This is a genomic window from Telmatospirillum siberiense (genome assembly GCF_002845745.1).
GTDB classification, from domain to species: domain Bacteria; phylum Pseudomonadota; class Alphaproteobacteria; order Rhodospirillales; family Magnetospirillaceae; genus Telmatospirillum; species Telmatospirillum siberiense.
In genome coordinates this window covers 1-23,991 of record NZ_PIUM01000003.1, presented here as the reverse complement: position 1 = coordinate 23,991, position 23,991 = coordinate 1, and the positions used below count along the sequence as shown (strand labels likewise).

Here is a 23,991-nt window from a genome sequence, read left to right as displayed (position 1 = left end):
CCTTAAACTATTTTGTGTCTGGAGCCCAGATTTTGTCTGAAGTCTGTGTTTTGCCAAAAAAAGGCCATATTCTGCCGGGTTTCATACATGGGGCGGGCAAATCAAATTCTGATGATCCGCCTGAAGATTACAGAGGATAACTTTTGAATTACTATTGACGCATGGAATCAGAGTGTGATTCCATGCGTGCCATGATGATTTTGAACGAAATTCGCCGCCGGGCACGCCATGTGATCGGTCCTTTTCTGGGGCTTACCGCGGTGGTCTACTTTGCCTACCATACGGTGCAGGGGGATCGTGGCTTGCTGGCATGGTGGCGGCTCAATCAAGACATCAAGCAGGCTGAGGAAAGTCTGGCTCAGCTCGAGGAGGTGCGGGACAATCTGGATCATCGGGCGCGGCTTTTACGTCCCGATCACCTGGATGCCGACATGCTGGAGGAACGCGCCCGCTTGATGCTCAACATGGGACGCGATGACGAGGTCATCGTTCTTCGTCCGCATTCCTGACCGGAACCGGCGACAGGCTGACCAGCTTCACTCCCGGATCGGACGCCAAGACCAGCGTTGATTGCAAAAAAAGACAGGTTCCGTCACTGGGATGGTTGAAACGTCTTTCACCACCTTCACGCCGCTGAACCGCCTGTTCCTGCCAATAGCGCCGGAAAACCGTGCTTTCCCGGTTCAGTTGGTCGATCAGCGCCTGGAGCGCCGGGTCGTTCAGTCCATGGCCGTAGTCGGCGCGGAATTCGGCGACCACGCGGCGCCCGCGATCCTCCCAGTCGGCGATCAGGTCGCGCCCCTTGTCCGAGAGAAAAATATAACGCAGCAGATTGCGGTCGTTGTCGCCATCCAGCCATCCGGCGAACAGGTGGGCGGCTTCGTCGTTCCAGGCCCGTGCCGCCCAGGTCCGGTCCAGCACATAGGCCGGAACGGTCATGTGCAGGGGCAGGGCCAGAACCTCGGGGGGCAGATCGGGTCCCGGTTCCGGCGCCGCCGGATCGTGGCGCCCGGCCAGTTCGAACAGATAGGCCCGTTCGGCGCTGCCCAGGCGCAAGGTGTCGGCGAGACGGGCCAGCACCTGGGACGAGGCCGAAACGTCGCGCCCCTGTTCAAGCCATGTGTACCAGGTGGTGCTGACGCCGCAAGTTTCCGCCACTTCTTCCCGCCGCAGGCCCGGAGTCCGGCGCCGACGTCCCTGGGTGGGAGGGGCGGGTAACCGTTCACGACGGGCGCGCAAAAAGGAACCGAGAATCTGGTTGGATGTCATCATGGAAGCTTTTATACCAGGATAATTGACAATCTTGTACCAGTGTAATGAACCGCTCATCCTGCCGTTTCACAAACGATCATTCAGGAGCCGTTCATGGGAAACGAAGCATCTCACCAAGCCATCGTCGGCCAGCAATTCGGACAACGGGCGAACGCCTATCTGACCAGCCAAGTGCATGCGGAAGGCGGGGATCTCGATGAGTTGGTCCGTCTCGCGGCCGGCCATCGGCCTGCCTCCGCGCTCGATCTGGGGTGTGGCGGCGGGCATGTCGCCTATCGTCTGGCGTCCCTGGTGGGCGAAATGCATGCCAGCGACTTGTCGGAGGCCATGGTCGCTACCGTATCGGCGGAAGCGAAGCGGCGGGGCCTGGACAATGTGATCGCTGAGCGGGCCGCCGTCGAGCGGCTGCCCTACGCCGACCGAACGTTCGACATGGTGGTGACGCGCTACAGCGCCCATCACTGGCACGATTTTTCCGCCGGGTTGAGCCAGGCCCGCCGAGTGCTGAAGCCCGATGGTCTGGCGGTGTTCATCGACGTGGTCTCGCCCGGCAATCCGTTGCTCGACACCTGGTTTCAGACCCTGGAACTGTTGCGCGATCCGTCACATGTCTATAACCGCTCCGAGGCGGAGTGGCGGGAGGCGGTGGAGACGGCGGGTTTCCGTCCCGACGGCGTTTCGCATTTCAAGCTGCGACTCGACTTCGCCTCATGGATCGGCCGCATGAGGACCCCGGATGCGCATGTCGCGGCCATCCGTTCCCTCCAGGCGCTGGCCGCGAGGGAGGTGGTCGAGCATTTTCAATTCGAGGCGGACGGCAGCTTCACCATCGACAGCATGCTGTTGGTTGCCCGTCCGGCATGACCTGGAACACCACCGTCTTCTCAGTGCGTTGACCGGCCTTGGATAAAACAGTGGCACCGGCGTCCCTGCCCATACGCGCTAGCTTAACCCTCGCCCCTTGCGGGAGAGGGTGGCCGCTTTAGCGGCCGGGTGAGGGGTGCGCGCGTCTGCGCGACATAAAGACCTGTTTGTTTCTGCACGCTTTTTCCGCGCTCCCGCGCGTAAGTGCCCTCACCCAACTCGCTTCGCTCGTCCCCTCTCCCGCAAAGCGGGCGAGGGGAGATTTTTCTTATGCTAGCGCTTATGGGCGTCCCTGCCGGTGATCCGCCGAAAGGCGGACCCTTTCCGGCTCACGCCGGACACCGGCAGGGACGCCGGTGCCACTCTGTTCATCCAAGGCGGTCAACGCTCCAGGCTGGCTTTGGCTTCCATGAGCTGGCGCCAGGTTTCGTCGTCGACGTCGATTCCGTCTTTGACGCGGATGGCTTTCCGGCGTTGTTCGGGTTCGCCCGGGAACAGCACTTCCCCGGCGATCGGGCGGGATTCCCGCACCCAGGGGAGAAAAGCCTCGATCTCGTCCTCGAAGCTTTCGGCGCCACCCAGCATCGCCGGATTGACGATGATCGAGAGCATGCCGTTCACGATGCGAAGGTCGCCCGGCTTGGTCAGGCGTTCCGTCGGGCTGCCGGTCAGCGCCGCGCCCAGCAGCGAGCAGATGAGCGCCAGTCCGCCGCCCTTGTGCTTGCCGAAGGGAAGCAGGGCGCCCATGGGTTCCTTGAGGATGTCGGACGGATCGACGGTCGGTTTCCCCTCGACATCGATGGCCACGCCGGGTTCCAGCGATTCTCCGAGATTGCTGGCGACGCGGACCTTGCCGCTGGCGATGGAACTGGTGGCGAAGTCGAGAATCAGGGGGGCGTGGCCGGCCCTGGGAACACCGACACAGAAGGGATTGGTGCCCAGGCGGCGGTCGGCTCCGTTGAAGGGGGCGACGATGGCTCGGGAATAGACATTGGCGAAATGGATCGAGACCAGGCCGGCCTCGGCGCATTGTTCCGCCCAGGCGCCGATTCGCCCAAGATGATGCGCGCTCTTCAGGCTGGTGATGCAGACGCCCGTGGTTTTAGCCCGCTCGACACCGGCCCGCATCACTTGGCGTGCCACGACCTGGCCATATCCGCCTTGTCCATCGAAGACCAGGATCGCCCCATGGTCGGCCAGTAATTTCGCCGGTGTATTGGCCTTCAGTCCCCCTTGCCGCAAGGCCTGGATGTAGCGCGGGATCATTCCGACGCCGTGGGAATCGTGGCCTTGGAGGTTGGCTTCGACCAGATTGGCCGCAACCATGTCGGCTTCCTCGGGCGAACTGCCTCCCATTCGGACGATTTCGGCGGCGACGCCGGTAAGTTCTTGGGCGCTGAGAGTGGGCATGTTCATCGGCCTTTTCGTCAAGGGGGGGGCGGATCGGGCTTGGGCTCCGGGGCGAAATAATCGCCCCGGAGCCCAAGGTTCATATGACGCCTGCGCCTCCGGCTTCGGCGGGCTCAAGCGCCGCTCGGGCTTTTATCAACCGGCCCTTAAATGGCCGGATCCTCAGGAGGCCAGACTGGCCCTGGCCTCCACCAGTTGCCGCCAGGTCTCGTCGTCGACATCGATTCCGTCTTTGGCGCGAATGGCTTTTCGGCGTTGTTCGGGCTCGCCCGGAAACAGCACTTCCCCGGTGATCGGGCGGGATTCCCGCACCCAGGGGAGAAAAGCCTCGATCTCGTCCTCGAAGCTCTCGGCGCCGCCCAGCATCGCCGGATTGATGATGATGGAGAGCATGCCGTTCAGGATGTGCATGTCGCCCGATTTGGTCAGGCGTTCCGTCGGGCTGCCAGTCAGCGCGGCGCCCAACAGGGCGCAGATGAGCGCCAGTCCGCCCCCCTTGTGCTTGCCGAAGGGCAGCAGGGCGCCCAGAGGCGGTTCGATCATACAGGCCGGATCGGTGGTGGGCTTTCCCTGGGCGTCGATGACGACGTCGGGGGCGAGTGGCTTGTGGGTGTTGTAGGCGACCCGGGCCTTGCCCAGCGCGATGGCGCTGGTGGCGAAGTCGAGAATCAGCGGATGCCGGTCAATGCGTGGCACGCCGACGCAAAACGGATTGGTTCCCAGCTTGGGATCGATGCCGTTGAAGGGCGCGACCAGCGGTCGGAAGAAGGCATTGACGAAATGGATGGAGACCAGTCCCGCCGCCGCGCATTGTTCCGCCCAGGCGCCGACCCGTCCCAGATGATGGGAGTTTTTCAGGCTGGTGACGCAGACGCCGGTGGTCCGGGCGCGTTCGATGCCGGCCTCCATGGTCTGCCGTGTCACCACTTGGCCGTATCCTTGCTGTCCGTCGAAGACCAGGATCGCCCCATGATCGGCCAGCAGTTTCACCGGGGTGTTGGCTTTCAGCCCGCCTTGCCGGAGGGCGGCGACATAGTGGGGGATCATTCCGACGCCATGGGAGTCGTGGCCTTGCAGATTGGCTTCGACGAGATTGCTGGCGACGATGTCCGCCTCCTCGGGCGAACTACCGGCCAGACGGATGATCTCCGCGGCCGAGGCTTGGAGATCGGTGGGCGAAAAACGGGGCATGGATCCTCATTGAAGGCTGCGATGAACCGGGCGGGAAGGCCCGGGTTTTTTTTAAGAAGCGTCGCGCGCATGCGCCAACGCATGTTCTCCATCGTAGTCATCTTTGATCGGTCGGCAACGGTTAGCCTTCACCGGATCAAGAGTTTCCTCTTGATCAATAATCCCGGCAAGCCGCTTTACCGGCCCGATCCCTTCACGGGCGGCGGTTCCGATTGCTGGGGATTCAGAAAGACTTAGCGCCATTGGTGTGTTTAACATAAAAGACAAATCAATCATTTGGCAAGTTAACCATAATCGAGTTAATTTGTCGTTGTGCATTGCAAAACAACAATTTTTGTCACGAGTCGCGCTTGCGTTCGGCTTGTGAAGTCGCTACCTGTTGGGCACCGATTGACCTACCGGGAGGGTAGAAGATGGCCTTGACCAGGCGCAAAGCAAAGCCGGGAGATTCCTCGGCCAAGACCGAAGATCTCATCGCCTTTTATAAAGACATGCTGCTGATCCGGCGTTTCGAGGAGAAAGCGGGACAGCTCTATGGCATGGGCTTGATCAATGGTTTCTGTCACCTCTACATCGGCCAGGAAGCCGTGGTCGTGGGGATGCAGTCGGCGATCAGCAATCTTCGCGATTCGGTGATCACCAGTTATCGCGATCACGGACATATGTTGGCCTGCGGCATGGACCCCAAGGGGGTCATGGCCGAACTGACCGGCCGATCCGGCGGTTATTCCAAGGGCAAGGGCGGCTCGATGCACATGTTCAGCCACGAGAAGAAATTCTATGGCGGCCATGGTATCGTCGGCGCCCAGGTTCCACTGGGAACCGGTCTCGCCTTCGCCCACAAATATTCCGAGGACGGCGGCGTCTGTCTTTGTTACCTGGGCGACGGCGCGGTCAATCAGGGCCAGGTTTACGAATCCTTCAATATGGCTTCCCTGTGGAAGTTGCCGGTCATCTACGTCATCGAGAACAACAAATATGCCATGGGGACCTCGACCGAGCGGTCCGCCGCCGGTGCCGATCTCTATCGCCGCGGCGCGGCCTATGACATTCCCGGCAAACAGATCGACGGCATGGATGTGCTGGCGGTGAAGGCGGCCGCCCTGGAGGCCGTGGCCCATGCGCGGTCCGGCGATGGCCCCTACATCCTGGAGATGAAGACCTATCGTTATCGAGGCCATTCCATGTCCGATCCGGCGAAATACCGGACCAAGGAGGAAGTGGCGAAGATGCGCGAACAGCACGATCCCATCGATCAGTTGCGCAAGAAACTGCTCGATGGCGGTGCCGTCACCGAGGACCAGCTCAAGGAGATCGACCGCGACGTCAAGGCGGTGGTCAGCGAAGCCGCCGAGTTCGCCCAGAACAGTCCGGAGCCCGATCCGTCCGAACTGTACACCGATATCCTGATCGAAGCCTGAAGGGGAACGCGCCATGCCAATTCAAATTCTCATGCCGGCTCTTTCCCCGACCATGACCGAGGGCAAGTTGGCCCGTTGGATCAAGAAAGAGGGCGATGCCGTTAAATCGGGCGACGTCCTGGCCGAAATCGAAACCGACAAGGCGACCATGGAGTTCGAGGCCGTCGACGAGGGCACGCTGGGCAAGATCCTCATCGCCGAGGGAACCGAGGGTGTCGCGGTGAACACGCCGATCGCCCTGCTGCTCGAGGAAGGCGAGGATAAGTCGGCCCTGACCGATGCCGTTCCCGCCGCCGGTCCGGCTCCGGCCGTCGCGCCGACCCCGGTGGCCGCCCCGGCGCCGAGGGTTGCCGCAAGCCCGGTGAGCGCCGATCTGCCGGCGGAAAAGACCTATGACAAGACCGTGCGTCAGACCGTGCGCGAAGCCTTGCGTGACGCCATGGCCGAGGAAATGCGGGCCGATTCCAAGGTCTTCCTGATCGGCGAGGAGGTCGCCCAGTATCAGGGCGCCTACAAGATCAGCCAGGGTCTGCTCGACGAGTTCGGTCCGAAACGGGTTATCGATACGCCGATCACCGAAATGGGCTTCACCGGCCTGGCGGCCGGCGCGGCCTACGCGGGCCTGAAGCCGATCGTCGAGTTCATGACGTTCAACTTCGCCATGCAGGCCATCGACCACATCATCAATTCCTCGGCGAAGACCCTTTACATGGGCGGCGGTCAGGTGTCGTCCTCGATCGTCTTCCGTGGCCCCAACGGCGCGGCGTCCCGCGTCGGCGCCCAGCATTCGCAATGCTATGCCTCCTGGTACGCCCATGTGCCCGGTCTGAAGGTGGTGGCGCCTTTCTCGGCGGCCGACGCCAAGGGGCTGCTGAAGGCGGCGATCCGCGATCCCAATCCGGTCATCGTCCTGGAGAATGAACTGCTTTACGGCCAGACCTTCGACGTGCCGGACGATCCGGATTTCGTCGTGCCGATCGGTCGGGCCAAGATCGAGCGGACCGGCAGCGGCGTCACCGTCGTCGCCTTCTCGAAAATGGTGCAGTCCGCCCTCGACGCCGCCGAGATTCTGGCCAAGGAGGGGATCGACGTCGAAGTGATCAATCTGCGCAGCATCCGTCCGCTCGACGTGGAGACCATCGTCCGTTCGGTGCAGAAGACCAATCGCATCGTCACCGTCGAGGAGGGCTGGCCTTTCGCCGGCATCGGCGCCGAGATTTCGGCCCTCGTGCAGGAAAATTGCTTCGATTGGCTGGATGCTCCGGTCACCCGGGTGACCGGCAAGGACGTGCCGATGCCTTATGCCGCCAATCTGGAACGGCTGGCCCTGCCGCAAATCGACGACATCGTCGCCGCGGTCAAAGCCGTCAGTTACGTTTAAGGAGCCAAGAGCCATGCCAATCCAGATTTTGATGCCCGCTCTTTCGCCGACCATGAGCGAGGGCAACCTCGCGCGCTGGCTGAAAAAAGAGGGGGACACGGTCAAGTCGGGCGATGTCCTGGCCGAGATCGAAACCGACAAGGCGACCATGGAGTTCGAGGCCGTCGACGAGGGGACCCTGGGCAAGATTCTGATCGCGGCCGGAACCCAGGGGGTGAAGGTCAACGAACCGATCGCTCTTCTGCTGGAGGAGGGCGAGGATGCCTCGGCGCTCGCCTCCTTCACGGTCAAGTCGCCGGCGGCATCGCCGGTACCGGCCGCACCTGCTGCGGCGACTCCGGTCGCCGCCGCCGCGTCCGCTCCCGTCGCCGTTCCGGCCGTGGCGGCGGCCGGGCAGCGGATTTTCGCCACGCCCCTGGCCAAGCGCATCGCCAAGGATGCTGGTCTCGACCTCAAGGCCGTCGCCGGTTCCGGCCCCCATGGCCGGATCATCCGGGCCGACGTCGACAAGGCGATCGCCGGTGGTCCCGCACGGGCCGCGGCTCCTGCGGCGGCGAGCGCTCCGAAGCCGGCCGCCCCGGCCCCGGCCCCGGCGCCGGTTCCCGAGTTCGGCCCGGCCTATACCGAAGTGCCGCTGTCCTCGATGCGCAAGGTCATCGCCAAGCGTCTGACCGAGGCCAAGCAGACGGTGCCGCATTTCTACCTGACAGTCGACTGTCAGGTGGACAAGCTTCTCGCCCTGCGCGCCGAACTGAACGGTCGTTCCGACGACTACAAGCTTTCGGTGAACGACTTCGTCATCCGGGCGGTGGCGCTTGCCTTGCGCAAGGTGCCGGCCGCCAACGCCTCCTTCACCGAGACGGCGATCCGCTTGTACAGCGATGTCGACATATCGGTGGCGGTGGCGACGCCCAACGGGCTGATCACGCCGATCATCAAGCATGCCGACCAGAAGGGACTGGCCGGCATTTCCAACGAGATGAAGGTCCTGGCCGTCAAGGCGCGTGACGGCAAGCTCAAGCCCGAGGAATTCCAGGGCGGCGGCTTCACCATCTCCAATCTCGGCATGTTCGGCGTCAAGGATTTCGCCGCCATCATCAATCCGCCGCAAGGGTGCATTCTGGCCGTGGGCGCGGGCGAGCAGCGTCCCGTGGTCAAGGACGGCGCGCTGGCCATCGCCACGGTGATGAGCTGCACCCTGTCGGTCGATCACCGGGTGGTCGACGGCGCCGTCGGCGCCGAGTTCCTCGCGGCTTTCAAGAAGCTGATCGAAGAACCGCTGACCATGCTGCTGTAGAGTTTAAGGAGCCATATCCATGTCCGATACTTCCTTCGACGTCGTCATCATCGGCGGCGGTCCCGGCGGCTATGTGGCGGCGATCCGCTCGGCGCAGCTCGGGTTCAAGACCGCGGTGGTCGAACGCGAACATATGGGCGGCATCTGCCTCAATTGGGGCTGTATCCCGACCAAGGCCCTGCTGCGCTCGGCCGAGGTGTTCCGCAATATGAAGCATGCCGAATCCTACGGCCTGTCGGCGCAGGGCATCGGCTTCGACCTGTCAAAGGTGGTGGCCCGTTCGCGCGGCGTCGCCAACCAGCTTCAGTCGGGCGTCAAGCACCTGATGAAGAAGAACAAGGTTACGGTGTTCGACGGTCAGGGCAAACTGGAAGGCCGGGGCAAGGTTTCGGTTTCCAAGGATGGCAAGGCGGTGGCCCAGCTTTCCGCCAAGCACATCATCCTGGCCACCGGCGCCCGCGCCCGTGCCCTGCCGGGCCTGGAGCCCGACGGCAAGCTGGTCTGGACCTATCGCGAGGCGATGGTGCCCGACGTCATGCCGAAGCGCCTCCTGGTGGTCGGCTCGGGCGCCATCGGCATCGAGTTTGCGAGCTTCTATAACGCGTTGGGCGCGGAGGTTACCGTGGTCGAGGTGATGGATCGCGTGCTGCCGGTCGAGGACGCCGAGATCTCGGCCTTCGCCCAGAAGGCGTTCGAGAAGCAGGGAATGAAGATCCTCACCAAGGCGACGGTGAAGAAGCTCGACAAGTTGGCCAACGAGGTAAGCGTCACCGTCGAGGCGGGGGGCAAGACCGAGACCATCACCGTCGACCGGGTGATCCTCGCCGTCGGCATCGTCGGCAATGTGGAGAACCTGGGGCTGGAGAACACCAAGGTGGTGGTCGAGAAGACCCATGCGGTGATCAACGAATGGGCGGAAACCGGCGAGCCGGGCGTCTACGCCATCGGCGATCTGGCCGGTCCACCGTGGCTAGCCCACAAGGCCAGCCACGAGGCGGTGATCTGCGTCGAGAAGATCGCCGGTTTGAAGGACGTCCATCCGCTGAACACCCGCAACATTCCCGGCTGCACCTACTGTCATCCGCAGGTGGCAAGCGTCGGGCTCACCGAAGCCAAGGCCAAGGAACTGGGCTATGAGGTGAAGGTCGGTCGCTTCCCATTCATCGGCAATGGCAAGGCGATCGCCCTGGGCGAAGCCGAGGGACTGGTCAAGACGGTGTTCGACGCCAAGACCGGCGAACTGCTGGGGGCTCACATGATCGGCGCGGAGGTCACCGAGTTGATCCAGGGCTATATGGTGGCCAAGTCTCTGGAGACGACCGAGGCCGATCTCATGCATGCGGTGTTCCCGCATCCGACGCTATCGGAAATGATGCATGAATCGGTGCTCGACGCCTATGGGCGCGCCATCCATTTCTAACCCCATTGAAGGTGGATGAGGCCGGTGGAAGAGGAATTGCTTGACCTCTCCGCCAGCCTCTCCAATATCCAGGCCATGAACGAAAGCAGCCCCGTCCGACATCCGGAAAAGATCCATCGGCCCGACAATCCGTCACCCCGCAAGCCGGAGTGGATTCGGGTCAAGGCGCCAACATCGGCGGAAGCCGCCGATGTCCGTAAGCTGATGCGCGAGAAGAATCTGCATACGGTTTGTGAAGAGGCGGCTTGTCCGAACATCGGCGAATGCTGGAAGCACCGGCATGCGACCTTCATGATCCTGGGCGACACCTGTACCCGGGCCTGTGCCTTCTGCAACGTGAAGACCGGCAAGCCCGGGGCGGTCGATCCGCTGGAGCCTGAGAATCTGGCCCAATCGGTCAAGGCCATGGGGCTCAAGCATGTGGTCATCACCTCGGTCGACCGCGATGACCTGGCCGATGGCGGCGCCTTTCAATTCATTGCCAGCATCGAGCGGGTGCGCGCCGTTTCGCCGGGGACCACGGTGGAGATCCTGACTCCCGATTTTCGTGACAAGGCAGGGTCCGTGGAGGCCGTGGCCAAGGCGAAGCCGGACGTCTTCAACCACAATCTGGAGACGGTGCCGCGGCTTTATCCCACGATCCGTCCGGGGGCCCGTTATTTCGAATCCTTGCGTCTTCTCCAGAAGGTCAAGGAGGTCGAGCCGGAGATCTTCACCAAGTCGGGCATCATGGTCGGGCTGGGAGAGGAACGGCACGAGGTTCTGCAGGTGATGGACGATTTGCGGTCCGCCGATGTCGATTTTCTGACCATCGGACAATATCTGCAGCCGACGCCGAAGCATGCCGCCGTGGCGCGTTTCGTGACGCCGGCCGAATTCGACGACTACAAGGCCATGGCCCGCGCCAAGGGTTTCCTTCTGGTTTCCGCTTCCCCCCTGACCCGGTCGTCACATCACGCCGATCAGGATTTTCTGGAACTGAAGAGCGCCCGGGCCCGTCAACGCGGCTTGGGCTGACATGCCGTCGCATTCGGAAAAGCGCCATCTTCCCTACCAGCCGGATCAACTCTACGATCTGGTCGCCGACATCGAGCGCTATCCCGAATTCCTGCCCTGGTGTGTCGCCGCGCGCATCCGCCAGCGCTCGGGTAATGTCCTGATTGCCGATCTGGTGATCGGCTTCAAGATGATCAGGGAGCGTTTCACCTCGAAAGTGACGCTGGGGGCGGGACGTCTTGACGTCGTCTATACCGAGGGGCCGTTCAAACATCTCCAGAATCATTGGATCTTCGAGCGGGCTCCCGACGGTGGGACCATCATCGATTTTTATGTCGATTTCGAATTCCGCTCGAAGGTTTTGGGTGGTCTGATCGGCGCCCTGTTCAACGAGGCTGTGCGTTTGATGGTGGCCTCCTTCGAACGCCGCGCCGCCCAGCTATACGGTCCCCATGATCATTTCGTCGGTCAGCCGGGAACGCCTCGCGCTTGACGGACGGATGTGGTTGACTCAACCGTTCCGCTGACGAGTTGTTTCGCCAGATTTGTCATGGAGGGGACTATGAGGGAAATGTTTCTGACCAGCCGAGGGGCGGCGGTGTGCCGCCGGTCATTCCTGCGCGGCGTCATCCTTGCCGTCTGTGGAGGCATTGCCGGAGCGGCCATTGAAAGCCGTGGCGCCGTCGCGGCCGACCGCAAACTGACCCAGGCGCAAGTTATCTATCGTGATAAGGCGCAAGGAGAGTCGCTTTGCAGCAATTGCAAATATTTCCAGGCGCCAGCCTCGTGCGCCATCATCGAAGGGGTGATCGCTCCCTCTGGATGGTGCAATAAATACGCGAAATAGTCGGATTGATCATTCCTCGAACGGGCCTGTTCCCTCAGGTCTCGATCCGTCTGATCAGCAGATCGAGGGCGGCCATCGCCGCGTCATGCCGAACCTGATCGCGATCTCCCGCCAGAAGCAGGCGCCGATGCAACGTCTCCCGGCCCAGGCGTGCCGCGGCGATATGGACCAGTCCGACCGGCTTGTCCGCTGTTCCGCCCGTGGGGCCGGCGATTCCGGTGATCCCGGCGGCGGCCTTCGCGCGCGAGTGGGCCAGTGCCCCTTCTGCCATGGCGCGGGCGACCTCCTCGCTGACGACGCCGAACCGTTCGATCAGTGTTTCCGCCACACCCAGCATGTCGATCTTGGCCTGATTGGAATAGGTGATGAACCCCCGGTCGATCCAGGCCGAACTGCCCGAGATGGCGGTCAGCGAGGCTCCGACCAGCCCGCCGGTACAGGACTCCGCCAGCGCCAGGGGGGTGTCGGCGGCTTCGCAGGCGGCCAGAACGCGATTGGCCTTGTCGATCAGATCCTGTGGCAATCCGTTCATCCATGCCTCCACACCAGAGCCAAAAGTTGCATGGCGATAAGACCGTAAAGCCCGGCAAAAACGTCATCCAGCATGATGCCGAGGCCTCCTTTGATTCGGCGGTCCGCCCAATTGGCCGGCCAGGGTTTGGTGATATCGAAAAGACGAAACAGCGCGAAGCCGATCGCGTAGTGCAGCAGATCCGGGGGGGCCGCCACGAGGGTAAGCCATTGCCCGGCAACCTCGTCGATGACGATGCATCCCGGATCGGCGATACCGATGACGCGCGCGGTACGATCCGCAGCCCACCAGCCGAGCAGGAAGACCAGCAAAATGGCGATGGACAACACCGGCCAGCCGCCATTCAGGCTGATGATCCAGGCGAAGGGCAGGGCGGCCAGAGATCCCCATGTTCCCGGCGCCTTGGGTAGAAGTCCTGCGCCGAACCAAGTCGAAAGGAGCGCCGCGGGGTCGCCGAGGGGGAGGGAGACTGATGTTTTCATGGACCAGAGCCTACCCTAATTCTCGTCCGGACGGAATCCACTCTCCTTCCATCCGGGAGTGGATTCAGTCCGCGCCGCAGGCGGGCAGGGAGCCTTTTCGCCGGGAACAAATGCTCTCGTGGGAAGGGGGCGTTTCCGCCCCCCTCTTGACGCGGTCCGCCCGTTATCCGGCGGCTCGCAACTGATCGAGTTTGGTTCGCATGGTGGCGAGAAGAGTATCAATCCTGCCGCCGTTGGCCTGCATGGTGGAGGCGTAGTCCGAGCGGAGCGTAATGGCCATGCTGACGCCTTCGGCGATGATGTCGGTGATGCGGAAAGCGCCGTCCGTCCCCTGGCGGATGCGCCATTGCACGGGGTTGGGGGGGCCTTCCCGTTTCACGATACGCGAACTGACCATCCAGTCACGCTCGCCGCTTTTGGTCGCCTCCAAGGTTTCCAGCCGTTCGTCGTCGTAATCCTGGAACCGTCTGGCCCAGGTGAGCACGGTGATTTCCTCGAACAGGGTGAGAAATTCGTGCTGCTGTTCCGGCGTTGCCGTACGCCAGTGGCGGGAGAGAACGAAACGGCCGATTTCGGGGATATCGAACGCCGAGACGAAGAGCGCGCGGAACCGGTCGTCGCGGTCGTTCCGCGACAGTTGCTTGTCGGCCATGGTGGCGATGGCGCTCTGCGCCGTCGCTTCGATGAAGCTGCGGGCGTCGGTGGGGCTTTGCGCGTAGGCGGCACCGGGAAGGGCGGCCATCAGCGCGAGAGCGATCATCGCTCCGAGGAGGGTGCGTCGGATTATCATCATGTTAGGGACGTTGTGATTCCTGAGGTTGGTCATCGGGTGATACGGTGCTCATGCCGGGAGAGGGCGGCATATTTTCAAGGGGCTGCCCCGGCCTGATCGATTTGGGCCTTGCGGCGCTGCCGGTAAAGGCTTCGCATGGTTGAATAAAAGTCCAGAGACGTGCGTTTGGCGTCGTCGAGCGCGTCGAGGTAGGCTTCCCGCTGGGAAAGCGCCGAAGCGCCCAGCCGGGTCCAGGACACCCAGTGCATATGGTTGTTCTGTAGATAGTAGTCGACGGGGTCGGCGTAAGAGTCGACCGCCAGGCCGACGGCATCCCTTGGATTTGATGGTCCGAACAGGGGCAGGACCAGATAAGGGCCCTCGTCGATGCCCCAGGAACCCAGGGTCTGTCCGAAGTCGCTGGAATGGCCGGGAATGCCGAAGGGGGTGGCGACGTCCATCAGGCCCAATACGCCGAAGCTGCTATTCAGCAGAAAACGCTCCATGGTGGAGCCGGCCAGAGTGACATTACCCTGCAGCATATCGTTCATCAGATAGATCGGCGTTTTCAGATTGTCGAGGAAATCGCTGACGCGCTGACGTCCGAATTCGGGCGTGACCGCGCGATATCCTTCGGCTGCGGGCCGCAGAAGGTAGGTGTCGGCGATGTCGTTGAAGCCGAACACCCAGCGATTGGCTGGCTCGAGGGGGTCGTTGACCTGCTCGAATTCGGCCTTTCCTTCCGGATCGTCATCGGGGGGCGGCGTGGCGCAACCGGCCAGCGCGACTAGGCCGAAAACAAGCAGAAGCCTCGCCGTGGTGCTCGTAATGATCCGTTCCAATGTCAATGCTCTGTTTATCCTCGTGACAAAGTTCGGGGAGGCGGACGTGCGGGGAGACGTCATCGCGACACCAGGACGGGAACCGGCATTCGCGTCAACATGGCTCGCGTGACGCCGCCGAACAGGATTTCCGCCGATCGGGCATGGCTGTAGGCGCCGATGACCACGAGGTCGGCTTGCCTTGCCTTCGCTTCCGCCTCGATGATGGTGGCGACGGGTTTCCCATGCGAGTCCTTGCGCTCGACCTCGACATGAACGCCATGGCGGGACAGATAGGTGGCGATGTCCGAGCCGGGCTCGTCTCCGAATTTATCGGGCTCCTTGGCCGCGTCGACGACGAGGACGGTGACGGATTGGGCCGTGCGCAACAGCGGCATCGCGTCGGCGATGGCCCGCCGGGCTTCGCGGCTGGCGTTCCAGGCGACCAGAACTCTGTTGCCGAGGGTCTCTCCCTGCCACTCGGCGGGGATCATCAACATGGGGACGCCACTGGCGATCAGCAGGCGTTCCGCAGTCCAGCTTTCCGGCAGGCCATAGGGCTTGGGGTGACCGAGAATGACCAGATCGCAATGAAGCGAATTGACCAGCGCCTCCTCTTCGGCCCGTCCGCTCCAAATCACGCGGAACTCCGTACTGATGTCATATTTGGCCGATAAGGCGGCGAACCGCCTTCCGACGGCAAGTGCCTGCTCCTCTTCGGCCGCGCGGCGGCGTTGGATGATATTGTCGATGGCTTTTTTGCCGAGCGCGAAACAATCGGCGGCATATTCGCCGGGAGAGCCCGCAATGCTGTGGATTCCAATCAGATGCGCCTTGAAGCGCTGTGCGAGAATTGCCGCCTCGGTGCCGATTTTCCCGCTTTGCGGAGTGTCATCGAGAAAAACCGAAATATGTCTCCAGTTCGTCGGTGTGTCATTCATTGAGAACCACCTTAAAGCTTTACACGGCGGGTTTATCTTCCTGGGCTCGGTTTCGCGTCCGCGCCCTAAACCTTTTCAGTCGGCGAATTGGTCGTTTTGTCTTTGTCCGCACGGTCTCCTTGCGGATGCCGTCCGGGAGCGAGGGTACCGTTCAAAAACAGATCGACCGAAGACTCGACGATCCGTCGTCGCTCGGCGTCGTCGGGTTGGGAGGCGAGACCGACGAGCACGCGATGCGATAATATTCCCCATATCAATTCCAGAAACTGGATTGCCGACCATTCGGGATCGGTCAGGCGCAGTTGATTGCGCCGTTGGGCCGAGCGCAGATAGCCTGCCACCACATCCACCACGGTTTGCTCGATTTCTCCGAAAATACGGGTGAGCTCGGGAAAACGGGGGGCTTCGTGATAGATCAGGCGCATGAGCGCCACGGAATCGGGACTGAAGATGTCTTGCGAAATCATCAGGGCGCCAACGGCGGTGAGAACCTCCCGAGGCGATTTGCCCTCGGTCTGCACATCGCTCAGCGTCGGCCAGAGGGATTCCGTGTAACCATTGAAAATGATGCGGAAAAGGTCGGCTTTGTCGCCGAAGTTACGATAAATGGTCGTCTTCGACGCGCCTGCTGCCTTAGCGATATTTTCCAGGCTGGTCGCCTCGTAACCTTTGGACAGGAATAGTCTGGTGGCCACCGCGACCAGATGCTGCCGGCGTTCTTCGATTTCACAGGCCGGGGGGCGTCCGCCCGCATGGCATCGTGTCTTGGTTTCGGTCATGAGCGTTTCCTATAAATTCGCCGCCAATTTTTTGATCCGTATCGATCTTTAATGCCAGAGTCTAACGAAAACAATGATCTACCTCCCGATTGCACGGTCTTTTTCCCTTCGGCGGCTGGACTGTTCGTTGGTCTGTCCGGTGAAAGACACGGGAATTTACCTTGACATCCGGTCAAAGATAGCAAGAATCGAAACAGTACGGTATCGTTCTTTTTTGAGAGGCACCGACAACGCGGGTTTGATGACCGTTGACATCCGGTAGGATGTTTCAAAAAACGAACTTTTACCGATAATATTAAACCGGCAGTATAACAATTAAACGTGGCAAAAGGCAATTTGCCCGCCGGGTGCTAATGTGCGCTCCAAATCGGCTCTGATCATCAGGATGTGTTTATGAACTCTCTGAATTTTCGTCCTTGGATATGCTCCTCGGCTCTGGTCTTGGCTTTGATGGGTTGCGATCAGGGTCAACAAAGTGGAAAAACCGCCGCTCCGCCCACCCCGGAAGTCGGTGTGGTCACCCTGGCTCCGCAGAGTGTCGCGATTACGACCGAATTGCCGGGGCGGACCACTCCCTATCGCGTGGCGGATGTCCGGCCTCAGGTCGGCGGGGTGATCCTCAAGCGGCTCTTCACCGAAGGTGCCGAGGTGAAGGCGGGGCAGCAGCTCTATCAGATCGATCCCGCGACTTTCGAGGCGTCTTACGCCAGCGCGCAGGCCACTCTGGCCCGTGCCGAGGCGACGCAGAAGAGCGCGAGATTGAAGGCCGAGCGCTATAAATCGCTGGTCGAGGCCAGCGCCGTCGGCAAACAGGATTACGACGATGCGGTGGCCGCGGCCGGACAGGCCGACGCCGACGTCGCTTCCGGCAAGGCGGGATTGGAAACCGCCCGCATCAATCTGGTTTATACCAAGGTTCTGGCTCCGATCTCCGGACGGGTCGGCCGCTCGTCGGTGACCGAGGGCGCCCTGGTCACCACCGGGCAGGCGACATCCCTGGCGACGGTTCAGCAGCTCGACCCGATTTATGTCGATGTCACCCAATCCAGCACCGATATCCTGCGCCTGCGGCGTGAACTGGCCGATGGTCGTTTGCAGAAGGCCGCCGATGGTCAGGCCGTGGCCCGTCTCATTCTTGAAGACGGCAGCGAATATCCCGAAGTCGGCAAGCTTCTGTTCTCCGAAGTGACGGTGGATACCGGTACGGGATCCGTGACCTTGCGCGCCGTTTTCCCCAATCCCAAGCGATTGCTTCTGCCCGGCATGTTCGTCCACGCCCGTCTGGAAGAGGGGGTCAGCGACAATACTCTGTTGGTGCCCCAACAGGGGGTGAGCCGCAACCAACGGGGAGAGCCGACGGCTTTGGTGATCGGCGCCGACGATAAGGTCGAGATGCGGGTGCTGAAGGTCGATCACACCATCGGAGACAAGTGGCTGGTGACCGATGGCCTGAAGGCCGGTGACCGCGTCATCGTCGAAGGCTTGCAAAAGGTGCGGCCCGGAGCGCCCGTGCGCGCCGTCCCGGCGGGGAATACCGCCGCGGGGCAGACGGGTGCGGCCCCATCGGCGAAATAAGGATATCCCTTCATGTCGAAGTTTTTTATCGAGCGGCCCGTATTCGCCTGGGTCATCGCTCTCGTCCTGATGTTGGCCGGCCTTCTGGCGATCAAGACCCTGCCGATCGCCCAGTATCCGAGCATCGCTCCGCCGCAGATCTCCATCACCGTCACCTATCCGGGCGCTTCGCCGCAGACCGTCCAGGATACCGTCGTTCAGGTCATCGAACAGCAGATGAACGGCATCGACGGTCTGGAATATCTGTCGTCGCAAAGCAATTCCGACGGCAGCATGGAAATCGATCTGACCTTCAATCAGGGAACCAATCCCGATATCGCTCAGGTTCAGGTGCAGAACAAGTTGCAGTTGGCGACGCCGTTGCTTCCCACCGAGGTTCAGCAGCAAGGCATTCGTGTCACCAAGGCGACGAAGAACTTTCTGGTGGTTCTGGCCTTCTATTCCGCCGACGGCAGCATGAACCGCTATGACCTGGCCGATTATGTCGCGTCGAATATCCAGGATCCGCTCAGCCGGACGCAGGGTGTGGGCGATTTCACCCTTTTCGGTTCGCAATATGCGATGCGGATCTGGGCCGATCCGGCCAAGCTGCAGAACTTCGGTCTGGTCATCGGCGACGTCGTCACGGCCATCAAGGCGCAGAACGTTCAGGTTTCCTCCGGTCAGTTGGGCGGGCGTCCAGCCGTCAATGGTCAGCAGTTGACGGCGACCATCGTCGGACCGACCCGTCTGCAGACGCCGGAAGACTTCGGCAATATCCTGCTTAAGGTGAATAGCGACGGGTCGCAGGTCCGCCTGCGCGACGTCGCCCGCACCGAATTGGGCGGCGAGAACTATGCCACCGAGTCCCAGTTCAACGGCCATCCGGCAGCCGGCGTGGCGGTCAAGCTGGCAAGCGGAGCCAATGCTCTCGATACCGTCAAGGCCGTCGATGCGACCATTGAACGGCTGAAACCGTTCTTCCCGGCGGGCCTTCAGGTCGTCCACGCCTATGACACCACCCCCTTCGTCCGTCTGTCGATCGAGGAGGTGGTCAAGACCCTGGGCGAGGCCATCATTCTCGTCTTCCTGGTGATGTATCTGTTTCTGCAGAATTTCCGGGCGACGCTTATTCCCACCATCGCGGTGCCGGTGGTTCTGCTCGGCACTTTCGCCGTGCTCTCCGCCGCCGGTTATTCGATCAATACGCTCACCATGTTCGCCATGGTGCTGGCGATCGGACTTCTGGTCGACGATGCCATCGTCGTCGTAGAGAACGTCGAACGCGTGATGAGCGAGGAAGGCTTGTCGCCAAAGGAGGCGACAAAAAAATCCATGCAGCAGATCACCGGGGCTTTGGTCGGCATCGCCCTGGTGCTGGCGGCGGTGTTCCTGCCCATGGCCTTTTTCGGTGGTTCGACCGGCGTGATTTACCGGCAGTTCTCCATCACCATGGTCTCGGCGATGGCTCTGTCGGTGCTGGTTGCCTTGATTTTGACCCCGGCGCTCTGCGCCACCATGCTGAAGCCGATCCCCAAGGGGCATCACATCGAAAAAGGCGGCTTCTTCGGCTGGTTCAACCGCAACTTCGAGCGGGGCAATCGCAATTACGTCTCCAGTGTCGGCGGCGTGTTGGCCAGACCGGTCCGTTTCCTTCTGGTCTACGGCGGCATCGTGCTGGTCATGGGTTTCCTGTTCACCCGTCTGCCCAGCGCGTTCCTGCCGGAAGAGGATCAGGGTATCCTGTTCGTCCAGGTGCAGACACCGCCGGGGGCGACCAATATCCGGACGGACACGGTCATCGAGAACGTGCGCAATTATCTGATGAACGACGAGAAGGCCGCGGTGGAGACTGTGTTCACCGTGAGCGGTTTCAGTTTCAGCGGACGCGGGCAGAACTCGGGTTTGGCCTTCGTGAAGTTGAAGGATTGGGGCCTGCGTACGCGGCCGGAGCTGAAGGTGCATGCCCTCGCCGGTCGGTTGATGGGGCGGTTCGCTTCCACCAAAGACGCGATGGTGTTCGCCTTCGCCCCGCCGGCGGTCATCGAGCTCGGCAATGCCAACGGCTTCGATATCGAACTGCAGGACCGCGCCGGTATCGGTCATGACAAATTGATCGCTGCCCGCAATCAGCTCCTCGGCATGGCCGGGCAATCACCGGTGTTGATGGCCGTTCGTCCGAACGGCATGGAGGACGCGCCTCAATACCATCTGCGGATCGATCGCGAGAAGGCCAGCGCCCTGGGATTGACGATTTCCGACATCAATACGAACTTGTCGGCGGCATGGGGTTCGTCCTATGCGAACGACTTCCTTGATCGTGGTCGCGTCAAAAAAGTTTACGTCCAAGGAGAAGCTTCCGCGCGCATGATGCCGGAGGATATGGGCAAATGGTACTTGCGCAACTCCAGCAGCCAGATGGTGCCGTTTTCCGCCTTCTCGTCCGCTGAATGGACTGTCGGCGCCCAGAAGCTGGAACGCTATAACGGCGTGCCGTCCGTGGAGATCCTGGGGCAGCCGGCACCGGGGCAGAGCACTGGCGCCGCGATGGCGACGATCGAGTCGATCACGGCCAAGTTGCCGCCCGGCGTCGGCTACGAATGGACCGGTCTTTCCTTCGAGGAGCGCATGGCGGGTGCCCAGGCGCCGGCTCTTTATGCGATCTCCCTGATCATCGTCTTCCTCAGTCTGGCTGCTCTTTATGAGAGCTGGTCGATACCGGCTGCGGTGATGATGGTGGTGCCTTTGGGCGTCCTCGGCACCATCGGCGCGACATGGTTGCGCGGATTGTCCAACGACGTCTATTTCCAGGTCGGCCTGTTGACGACGGTCGGGCTGGCGGCAAAGAACGCCATTCTGATCGTCGAGTTCGCCAAGGACTATTTCGACCGCGGCGTGGAGATCACGGAAGCCGCCATGCATGCATCCCGTCAACGTCTGCGGCCGATCCTGATGACGTCGCTGGCCTTCATCCTGGGCGTGTTGCCCCTGGCGATTTCGTCCGGTGCCGGTTCCGGTGCGCAGAACGCCATCGGCACGGGCGTGATCGGCGGCATGCTGACCGCGACCTTCCTGGCGATCGTCCTGGTTCCCTTGTTCTTCGTCGTCATCCTGCGCCTGTTCCGGGTCAAGCCGAGGCTGATCGAGGACACCCCATCCCAACCGTCCGTCGCGACAGGGAGCGAGCAATGATGCTGACCAAACGTCTTCTTCCTTTGGCGGCGGGGGCCCTCTTGCTCGCCGGCTGCTCGCTGATCCCGTCTTACGACCGTCCGGCGGCCCCGATTTCCTCGATCTGGCCATTGGGCCGGGCCGAGGAGCCGGTCGCTCCGGTGGCGGATATCGGCTGGCGTGAGTTTTTCACCGATCCCAGGCTGCAGAAGCTGATCGAGCTGTCCTTGTCCAACAACCGCGATCTGCGGGTCGCCGCTTTGAATGTGGAAGCCGCCCGCGCGCAATATCAAATTCAGCGCGCGGATCTGTTTCCCTCCATCAGCGCGTCGGCCAGCGGCCTGAATGAGCGGGTTCCGGCCCGGCTCTCGTCATCCGGAAAATCGGTGATCGAGCATCAGTACAGTGCCAGCGTGGGCTTCACCTCCTACGAACTGGATCTGTTCGGCCGGATCCGGAGCCTGACGGAGCAGGAGCTCGAGCTTTACTTTGTCGAGGAGGAAACGCGCACCAGCACCCAGATCACGCTGGTCGCGGAAGTGGCCGATGCCTATCTCACGCTGATGAGCGACCAGGAACTGCTCAGGTTGACCAAGGAGACTTTGGACAGCCAGCGAAAAACCTACGATCTGACCAAACGCAGCCGGGACTTCGGAGCTTCCACCGAACTCGAGCTGCGCCAGGTGGAAACATCGGTGCGGACGGCCGAAGCGAACCTCGCCCAATATGACCGGCAGGTTTCCCAGGACCGGAATGCCTTGGTTCTGCTCGTCGGCCAGCCGCTTCCCGCCGATCTGGACGCCGATCTGGCCAAGGGTCATGGTCTGGATGACGCCTCCCTTCTGGCCGATTTGCCCGCCGGGCTTCCATCGGAGCTGCTTGAGCGGCGTCCCGACATCAGGGCCGCCGAGCACAATCTGAAGGCGGCCAATGCCAATATCGGTGCGGCCCGTGCGGCTTTCTTTCCGACGGTGACCCTGACGGCCTCGGGAGGAACTTCCGATACCAGTCTCTCCAGGCTGTTCCAAGGGCCGACGCGGGCCTGGACATTCAATCCCAGCATCTCCGTGCCGATCTTCGAGGCCGGCAAGCTGGAGGCCGATCTCGATTACGCCAAGGTGCAGAAGAATATCCAGGTGGCGCAATACGAAAAGGCCATTCAGACGGCTTTCCGCGAGGTGTCCGACTCTCTGGTGGCGCTTCAGACCTATGAGGATCAGGTGCGGGCCGATGCGGCATTGGTGGAGGCGTCGGAGGTGCGCTACAAGCTGGCCGATCTGCGGTTCAGGAACGGCGTCGATGGATATCTCAATACCTTGGACGCCCAGCGGAGCCTGTATAGCGCGCAGCAATCCCTGATTTCGATCCGGCTGTCGCGTCTGTCCAATCTTGTGACCCTCTACAAGACCCTGGGGGGAGGGTGGAGCGAGCACACCGCCACCGCCCAGGTTGAACTGAAGACCCCTTGATGCGAAGCGGACCTGGAACACTTCCGCTTGCCGCTGAAGTGTTCCAGGCCGCGTCTCGATGGGAGTAGAGGTGATGAAGGGGCGCGGACGTCATAACGCCGTCGTCGCCGCGGCTCGGCGGAAGCAGATTCTCGATGCCGCGAGCGAATGCTTTCGTCGCAAGGGGTTTCGGGGAGCCAGCATGATGGATATCTCCGAGAGTGCCGGCCTCAGCACGGGGCACATCTACCATTACTTCGAGAACAAGGAAGCGATCGTCGAGGCTGTCGTCGATCGTGGTCGTCCCGACTTGACGGACGCTGCCGGGGCTATTTCTTCCCACAGTGATTTGATTGAGGCCCTGTTGAGATCTATCGACGGCAAGGGGGGAAGGGATGCGCCCGCCGTGCCGGCATTGGTGCTGGAAGTTTTCGCCGAGGCATCGCGCAATTCCCTGGTCGCCCGGCTTTTCGAGGCCTATGAGCGCTCGCTGGAAAAGCGTCTGGAGGGGGTGCTCAAGTCCGCGCAAGCCTCGGGCGTGATCGACCAATCAGCCGACGTCGACCGGCTCGGACGATTTTTGAAGGTGGTCCTATATGGTTTGATCGTCCATACCGCCATGGTTCCCGGATTGGGACCCGCCGAACTCCGTCACGTACTGGATTTTTTTTCCGACAATACCTTTTGGTCCAGTCGCTGAGGTTATGCAGGTGGTGCGATCGTTAAAAATATCTTGTGTAAAAACGAAACTATACGGTATCGTTTAGAAACTGAGGCGCAAGCCGGTTCGCCGTTCAAGCGATTTGAGGCGGTCAATGGTTTGCTCGTGGTCCAGCCCGGACGCTTGGGCACCAAGCGTCCGGGCTGGACCATCAACGAATTGAATTCGTGGTGAAAATTTAATGGATGGCGGGACACCGTCCGTTAAATTTTCACCACTAGGAACGACCAGGCATTCCGTGGCCCTCATCACGGCATGCCATCCGGTCTCGCATATGCGGTCCCCCACCCGCATGCCCGAGATCGGTCGCCCGGCTCGGGGCATGCGGTACCCCCCACAGACCATTCCGCATGATCCTGAGCCGGGCTTTTCCTTTGGCCCATCGAAGGCCTTTGAGTCCGAACGACGTCTGCGTCCGTCTTGAGCGGAGAGAGGCGTCCCGCCGAACCCTTGGGGCGCGCTTTTCTTATGGCGAGCCCGAAGTGACTGGAACCGTGATGAACGTGGTAAACGACAGATACGCCGCCGCATTGTCGCCGTCTTTCCCGGAAGAGATCGAGGCGGTGGTTTCGCGGTCGGCGGCTGCGCTCATGGCGCGGCAGCAGGCGGACGGCCACTGGGTTTTTCCGTTGGAGGCCGACGCCACCATTCCGGCCGAGTACGTTCTCTAT

Annotated in this window: 24 protein-coding genes; 14 read left to right on the top strand and 10 right to left on the bottom strand. The window is 61.7% G+C overall.

From position 1 onward, the window contains the following. Positions 1-182: 182 nt before the first annotated feature. The gene (locus CWS72_RS03840; RefSeq protein WP_241911564.1) at positions 183-509 is read left to right on the top strand and encodes an FtsB family cell division protein; all 327 of its coding nucleotides are present in this window, start codon (positions 183-185) and stop codon (positions 507-509) included. On the opposite strand, the gene CWS72_RS03835 is transcribed toward CWS72_RS03840, so the two are convergent. Beyond that, complete coding sequence (locus tag CWS72_RS03835) at positions 484-1,272, bottom strand: helix-turn-helix transcriptional regulator (RefSeq protein ID WP_241911563.1); 789 nt, start codon at positions 1,270-1,272, stop codon at positions 484-486. The two genes, CWS72_RS03840 and CWS72_RS03835, sit on opposite strands and share 26 nt — an antisense overlap. Positions 1,273-1,365: 93 nt before the next feature. Between CWS72_RS03835 and CWS72_RS03830 the strand changes: the two genes are divergently transcribed. Continuing rightward, positions 1,366-2,136, top strand: coding sequence for a class I SAM-dependent methyltransferase (locus tag CWS72_RS03830; RefSeq protein WP_101249257.1), 771 nt, complete (start codon positions 1,366-1,368; stop codon positions 2,134-2,136). Positions 2,137-2,517: 381 nt separating this feature from the next. Here CWS72_RS03830 and CWS72_RS03825 read toward each other — a convergent pair whose 3' ends face one another. The 3 genes from CWS72_RS03825 to CWS72_RS27330 form a co-directional block, all read right to left on the bottom strand. After that, a complete protein-coding gene (locus CWS72_RS03825; protein WP_101249256.1) occupies positions 2,518-3,552 on the bottom strand; it encodes a malate/lactate/ureidoglycolate dehydrogenase in 1,035 nt (344 codons plus the stop codon). Between the two features lie 156 nt (positions 3,553-3,708). Further along, positions 3,709-4,737: a malate/lactate/ureidoglycolate dehydrogenase gene (locus tag CWS72_RS03820; protein WP_101249255.1), complete on the bottom strand. Its 1,029-nt coding sequence runs from the start codon at positions 4,735-4,737 to the stop codon at positions 3,709-3,711. 51 nt (positions 4,738-4,788) lie between these two features. Continuing rightward, the gene (locus tag CWS72_RS27330; protein WP_146002610.1) at positions 4,789-5,013 is read right to left on the bottom strand and encodes a hypothetical protein; all 225 of its coding nucleotides are present in this window, start codon (positions 5,011-5,013) and stop codon (positions 4,789-4,791) included. Positions 5,014-5,150: 137 nt separating this feature from the next. On the opposite strand from CWS72_RS27330, the gene pdhA reads away from it, so the two are divergent. The 7 genes from pdhA (at position 5,151) to CWS72_RS03785 (ending at position 12,099) form a co-directional block, all read left to right on the top strand. Next, positions 5,151-6,158, top strand: coding sequence for a pyruvate dehydrogenase (acetyl-transferring) E1 component subunit alpha (gene pdhA / locus CWS72_RS03815; protein WP_101249254.1), 1,008 nt, complete (start codon positions 5,151-5,153; stop codon positions 6,156-6,158). Between the two features lie 13 nt (positions 6,159-6,171). Further along, entirely contained in the window at positions 6,172-7,539 is a 1,368-nt protein-coding gene (locus CWS72_RS03810) for a pyruvate dehydrogenase complex E1 component subunit beta (protein ID WP_101249253.1), read from the top strand. Between the two features lie 13 nt (positions 7,540-7,552). Then, a complete protein-coding gene (locus CWS72_RS03805; protein ID WP_101249252.1) occupies positions 7,553-8,836 on the top strand; it encodes a pyruvate dehydrogenase complex dihydrolipoamide acetyltransferase in 1,284 nt (427 codons plus the stop codon). Positions 8,837-8,855: 19 nt separating this feature from the next. Next, positions 8,856-10,256: a dihydrolipoyl dehydrogenase gene (gene lpdA / locus CWS72_RS03800; RefSeq protein WP_101249251.1), complete on the top strand. Its 1,401-nt coding sequence runs from the start codon at positions 8,856-8,858 to the stop codon at positions 10,254-10,256. 75 nt (positions 10,257-10,331) lie between these two features. Beyond that, complete coding sequence (lipA, locus tag CWS72_RS03795) at positions 10,332-11,273, top strand: lipoyl synthase (protein ID WP_101249465.1); 942 nt, start codon at positions 10,332-10,334, stop codon at positions 11,271-11,273. Between the two features lies 1 nt (position 11,274). Continuing rightward, entirely contained in the window at positions 11,275-11,745 is a 471-nt protein-coding gene (locus CWS72_RS03790; protein ID WP_101249250.1) for a type II toxin-antitoxin system RatA family toxin, read from the top strand. Between the two features lie 69 nt (positions 11,746-11,814). Continuing rightward, positions 11,815-12,099 (top strand): high-potential iron-sulfur protein, encoded by a 285-nt coding sequence (locus CWS72_RS03785; protein ID WP_158240497.1) that lies wholly within the window; start codon positions 11,815-11,817, stop codon positions 12,097-12,099. 34 nt (positions 12,100-12,133) lie between these two features. On the opposite strand, the gene CWS72_RS03780 is transcribed toward CWS72_RS03785, so the two are convergent. From CWS72_RS03780 to CWS72_RS03755, 6 genes are all read right to left on the bottom strand, one after another. Further along, a complete protein-coding gene (locus CWS72_RS03780) occupies positions 12,134-12,631 on the bottom strand; it encodes a CinA family protein (RefSeq protein WP_101249248.1) in 498 nt (165 codons plus the stop codon). After that, positions 12,628-13,113 (bottom strand): phosphatidylglycerophosphatase A family protein, encoded by a 486-nt coding sequence (locus CWS72_RS03775; RefSeq protein WP_101249247.1) that lies wholly within the window; start codon positions 13,111-13,113, stop codon positions 12,628-12,630. The genes CWS72_RS03780 and CWS72_RS03775 overlap by 4 nt, the downstream gene beginning before the upstream one ends. Before the next feature lie 163 nt (positions 13,114-13,276). Beyond that, complete coding sequence (locus CWS72_RS03770; protein ID WP_158240496.1) at positions 13,277-13,873, bottom strand: MlaC/ttg2D family ABC transporter substrate-binding protein; 597 nt, start codon at positions 13,871-13,873, stop codon at positions 13,277-13,279. Positions 13,874-13,980: 107 nt separating this feature from the next. Further along, complete coding sequence (locus tag CWS72_RS03765; protein ID WP_241911562.1) at positions 13,981-14,727, bottom strand: MlaA family lipoprotein; 747 nt, start codon at positions 14,725-14,727, stop codon at positions 13,981-13,983. Positions 14,728-14,786: 59 nt separating this feature from the next. Next, positions 14,787-15,647 (bottom strand): universal stress protein, encoded by an 861-nt coding sequence (locus CWS72_RS03760; protein ID WP_101249245.1) that lies wholly within the window; start codon positions 15,645-15,647, stop codon positions 14,787-14,789. A gap of 65 nt (positions 15,648-15,712) precedes the next feature. After that, the gene (locus CWS72_RS03755; protein WP_101249244.1) at positions 15,713-16,426 is read right to left on the bottom strand and encodes a TetR/AcrR family transcriptional regulator; all 714 of its coding nucleotides are present in this window, start codon (positions 16,424-16,426) and stop codon (positions 15,713-15,715) included. A gap of 450 nt (positions 16,427-16,876) precedes the next feature. Here CWS72_RS03755 and CWS72_RS03750 point away from each other — a divergent pair, with 450 nt between their 5' ends. The 5 genes from CWS72_RS03750 to CWS72_RS28735 all read left to right on the top strand — a co-directional run. Next, positions 16,877-18,001 (top strand): efflux RND transporter periplasmic adaptor subunit, encoded by a 1,125-nt coding sequence (locus CWS72_RS03750; protein WP_101249243.1) that lies wholly within the window; start codon positions 16,877-16,879, stop codon positions 17,999-18,001. Between the two features lie 12 nt (positions 18,002-18,013). After that, positions 18,014-21,172, top strand: coding sequence for an efflux RND transporter permease subunit (locus CWS72_RS03745; RefSeq protein ID WP_101249242.1), 3,159 nt, complete (start codon positions 18,014-18,016; stop codon positions 21,170-21,172). Continuing rightward, positions 21,169-22,620 (top strand): efflux transporter outer membrane subunit, encoded by a 1,452-nt coding sequence (locus CWS72_RS03740; RefSeq protein ID WP_101249241.1) that lies wholly within the window; start codon positions 21,169-21,171, stop codon positions 22,618-22,620. The genes CWS72_RS03745 and CWS72_RS03740 overlap by 4 nt, the downstream gene beginning before the upstream one ends. A gap of 73 nt (positions 22,621-22,693) precedes the next feature. Then, positions 22,694-23,299, top strand: coding sequence for a TetR/AcrR family transcriptional regulator (locus CWS72_RS03735; protein ID WP_158240495.1), 606 nt, complete (start codon positions 22,694-22,696; stop codon positions 23,297-23,299). A gap of 371 nt (positions 23,300-23,670) precedes the next feature. Then, on the top strand, positions 23,671-23,991 hold a 321-nt coding region (locus CWS72_RS28735), incomplete at its 3' end, for a hypothetical protein (RefSeq protein ID WP_420824046.1).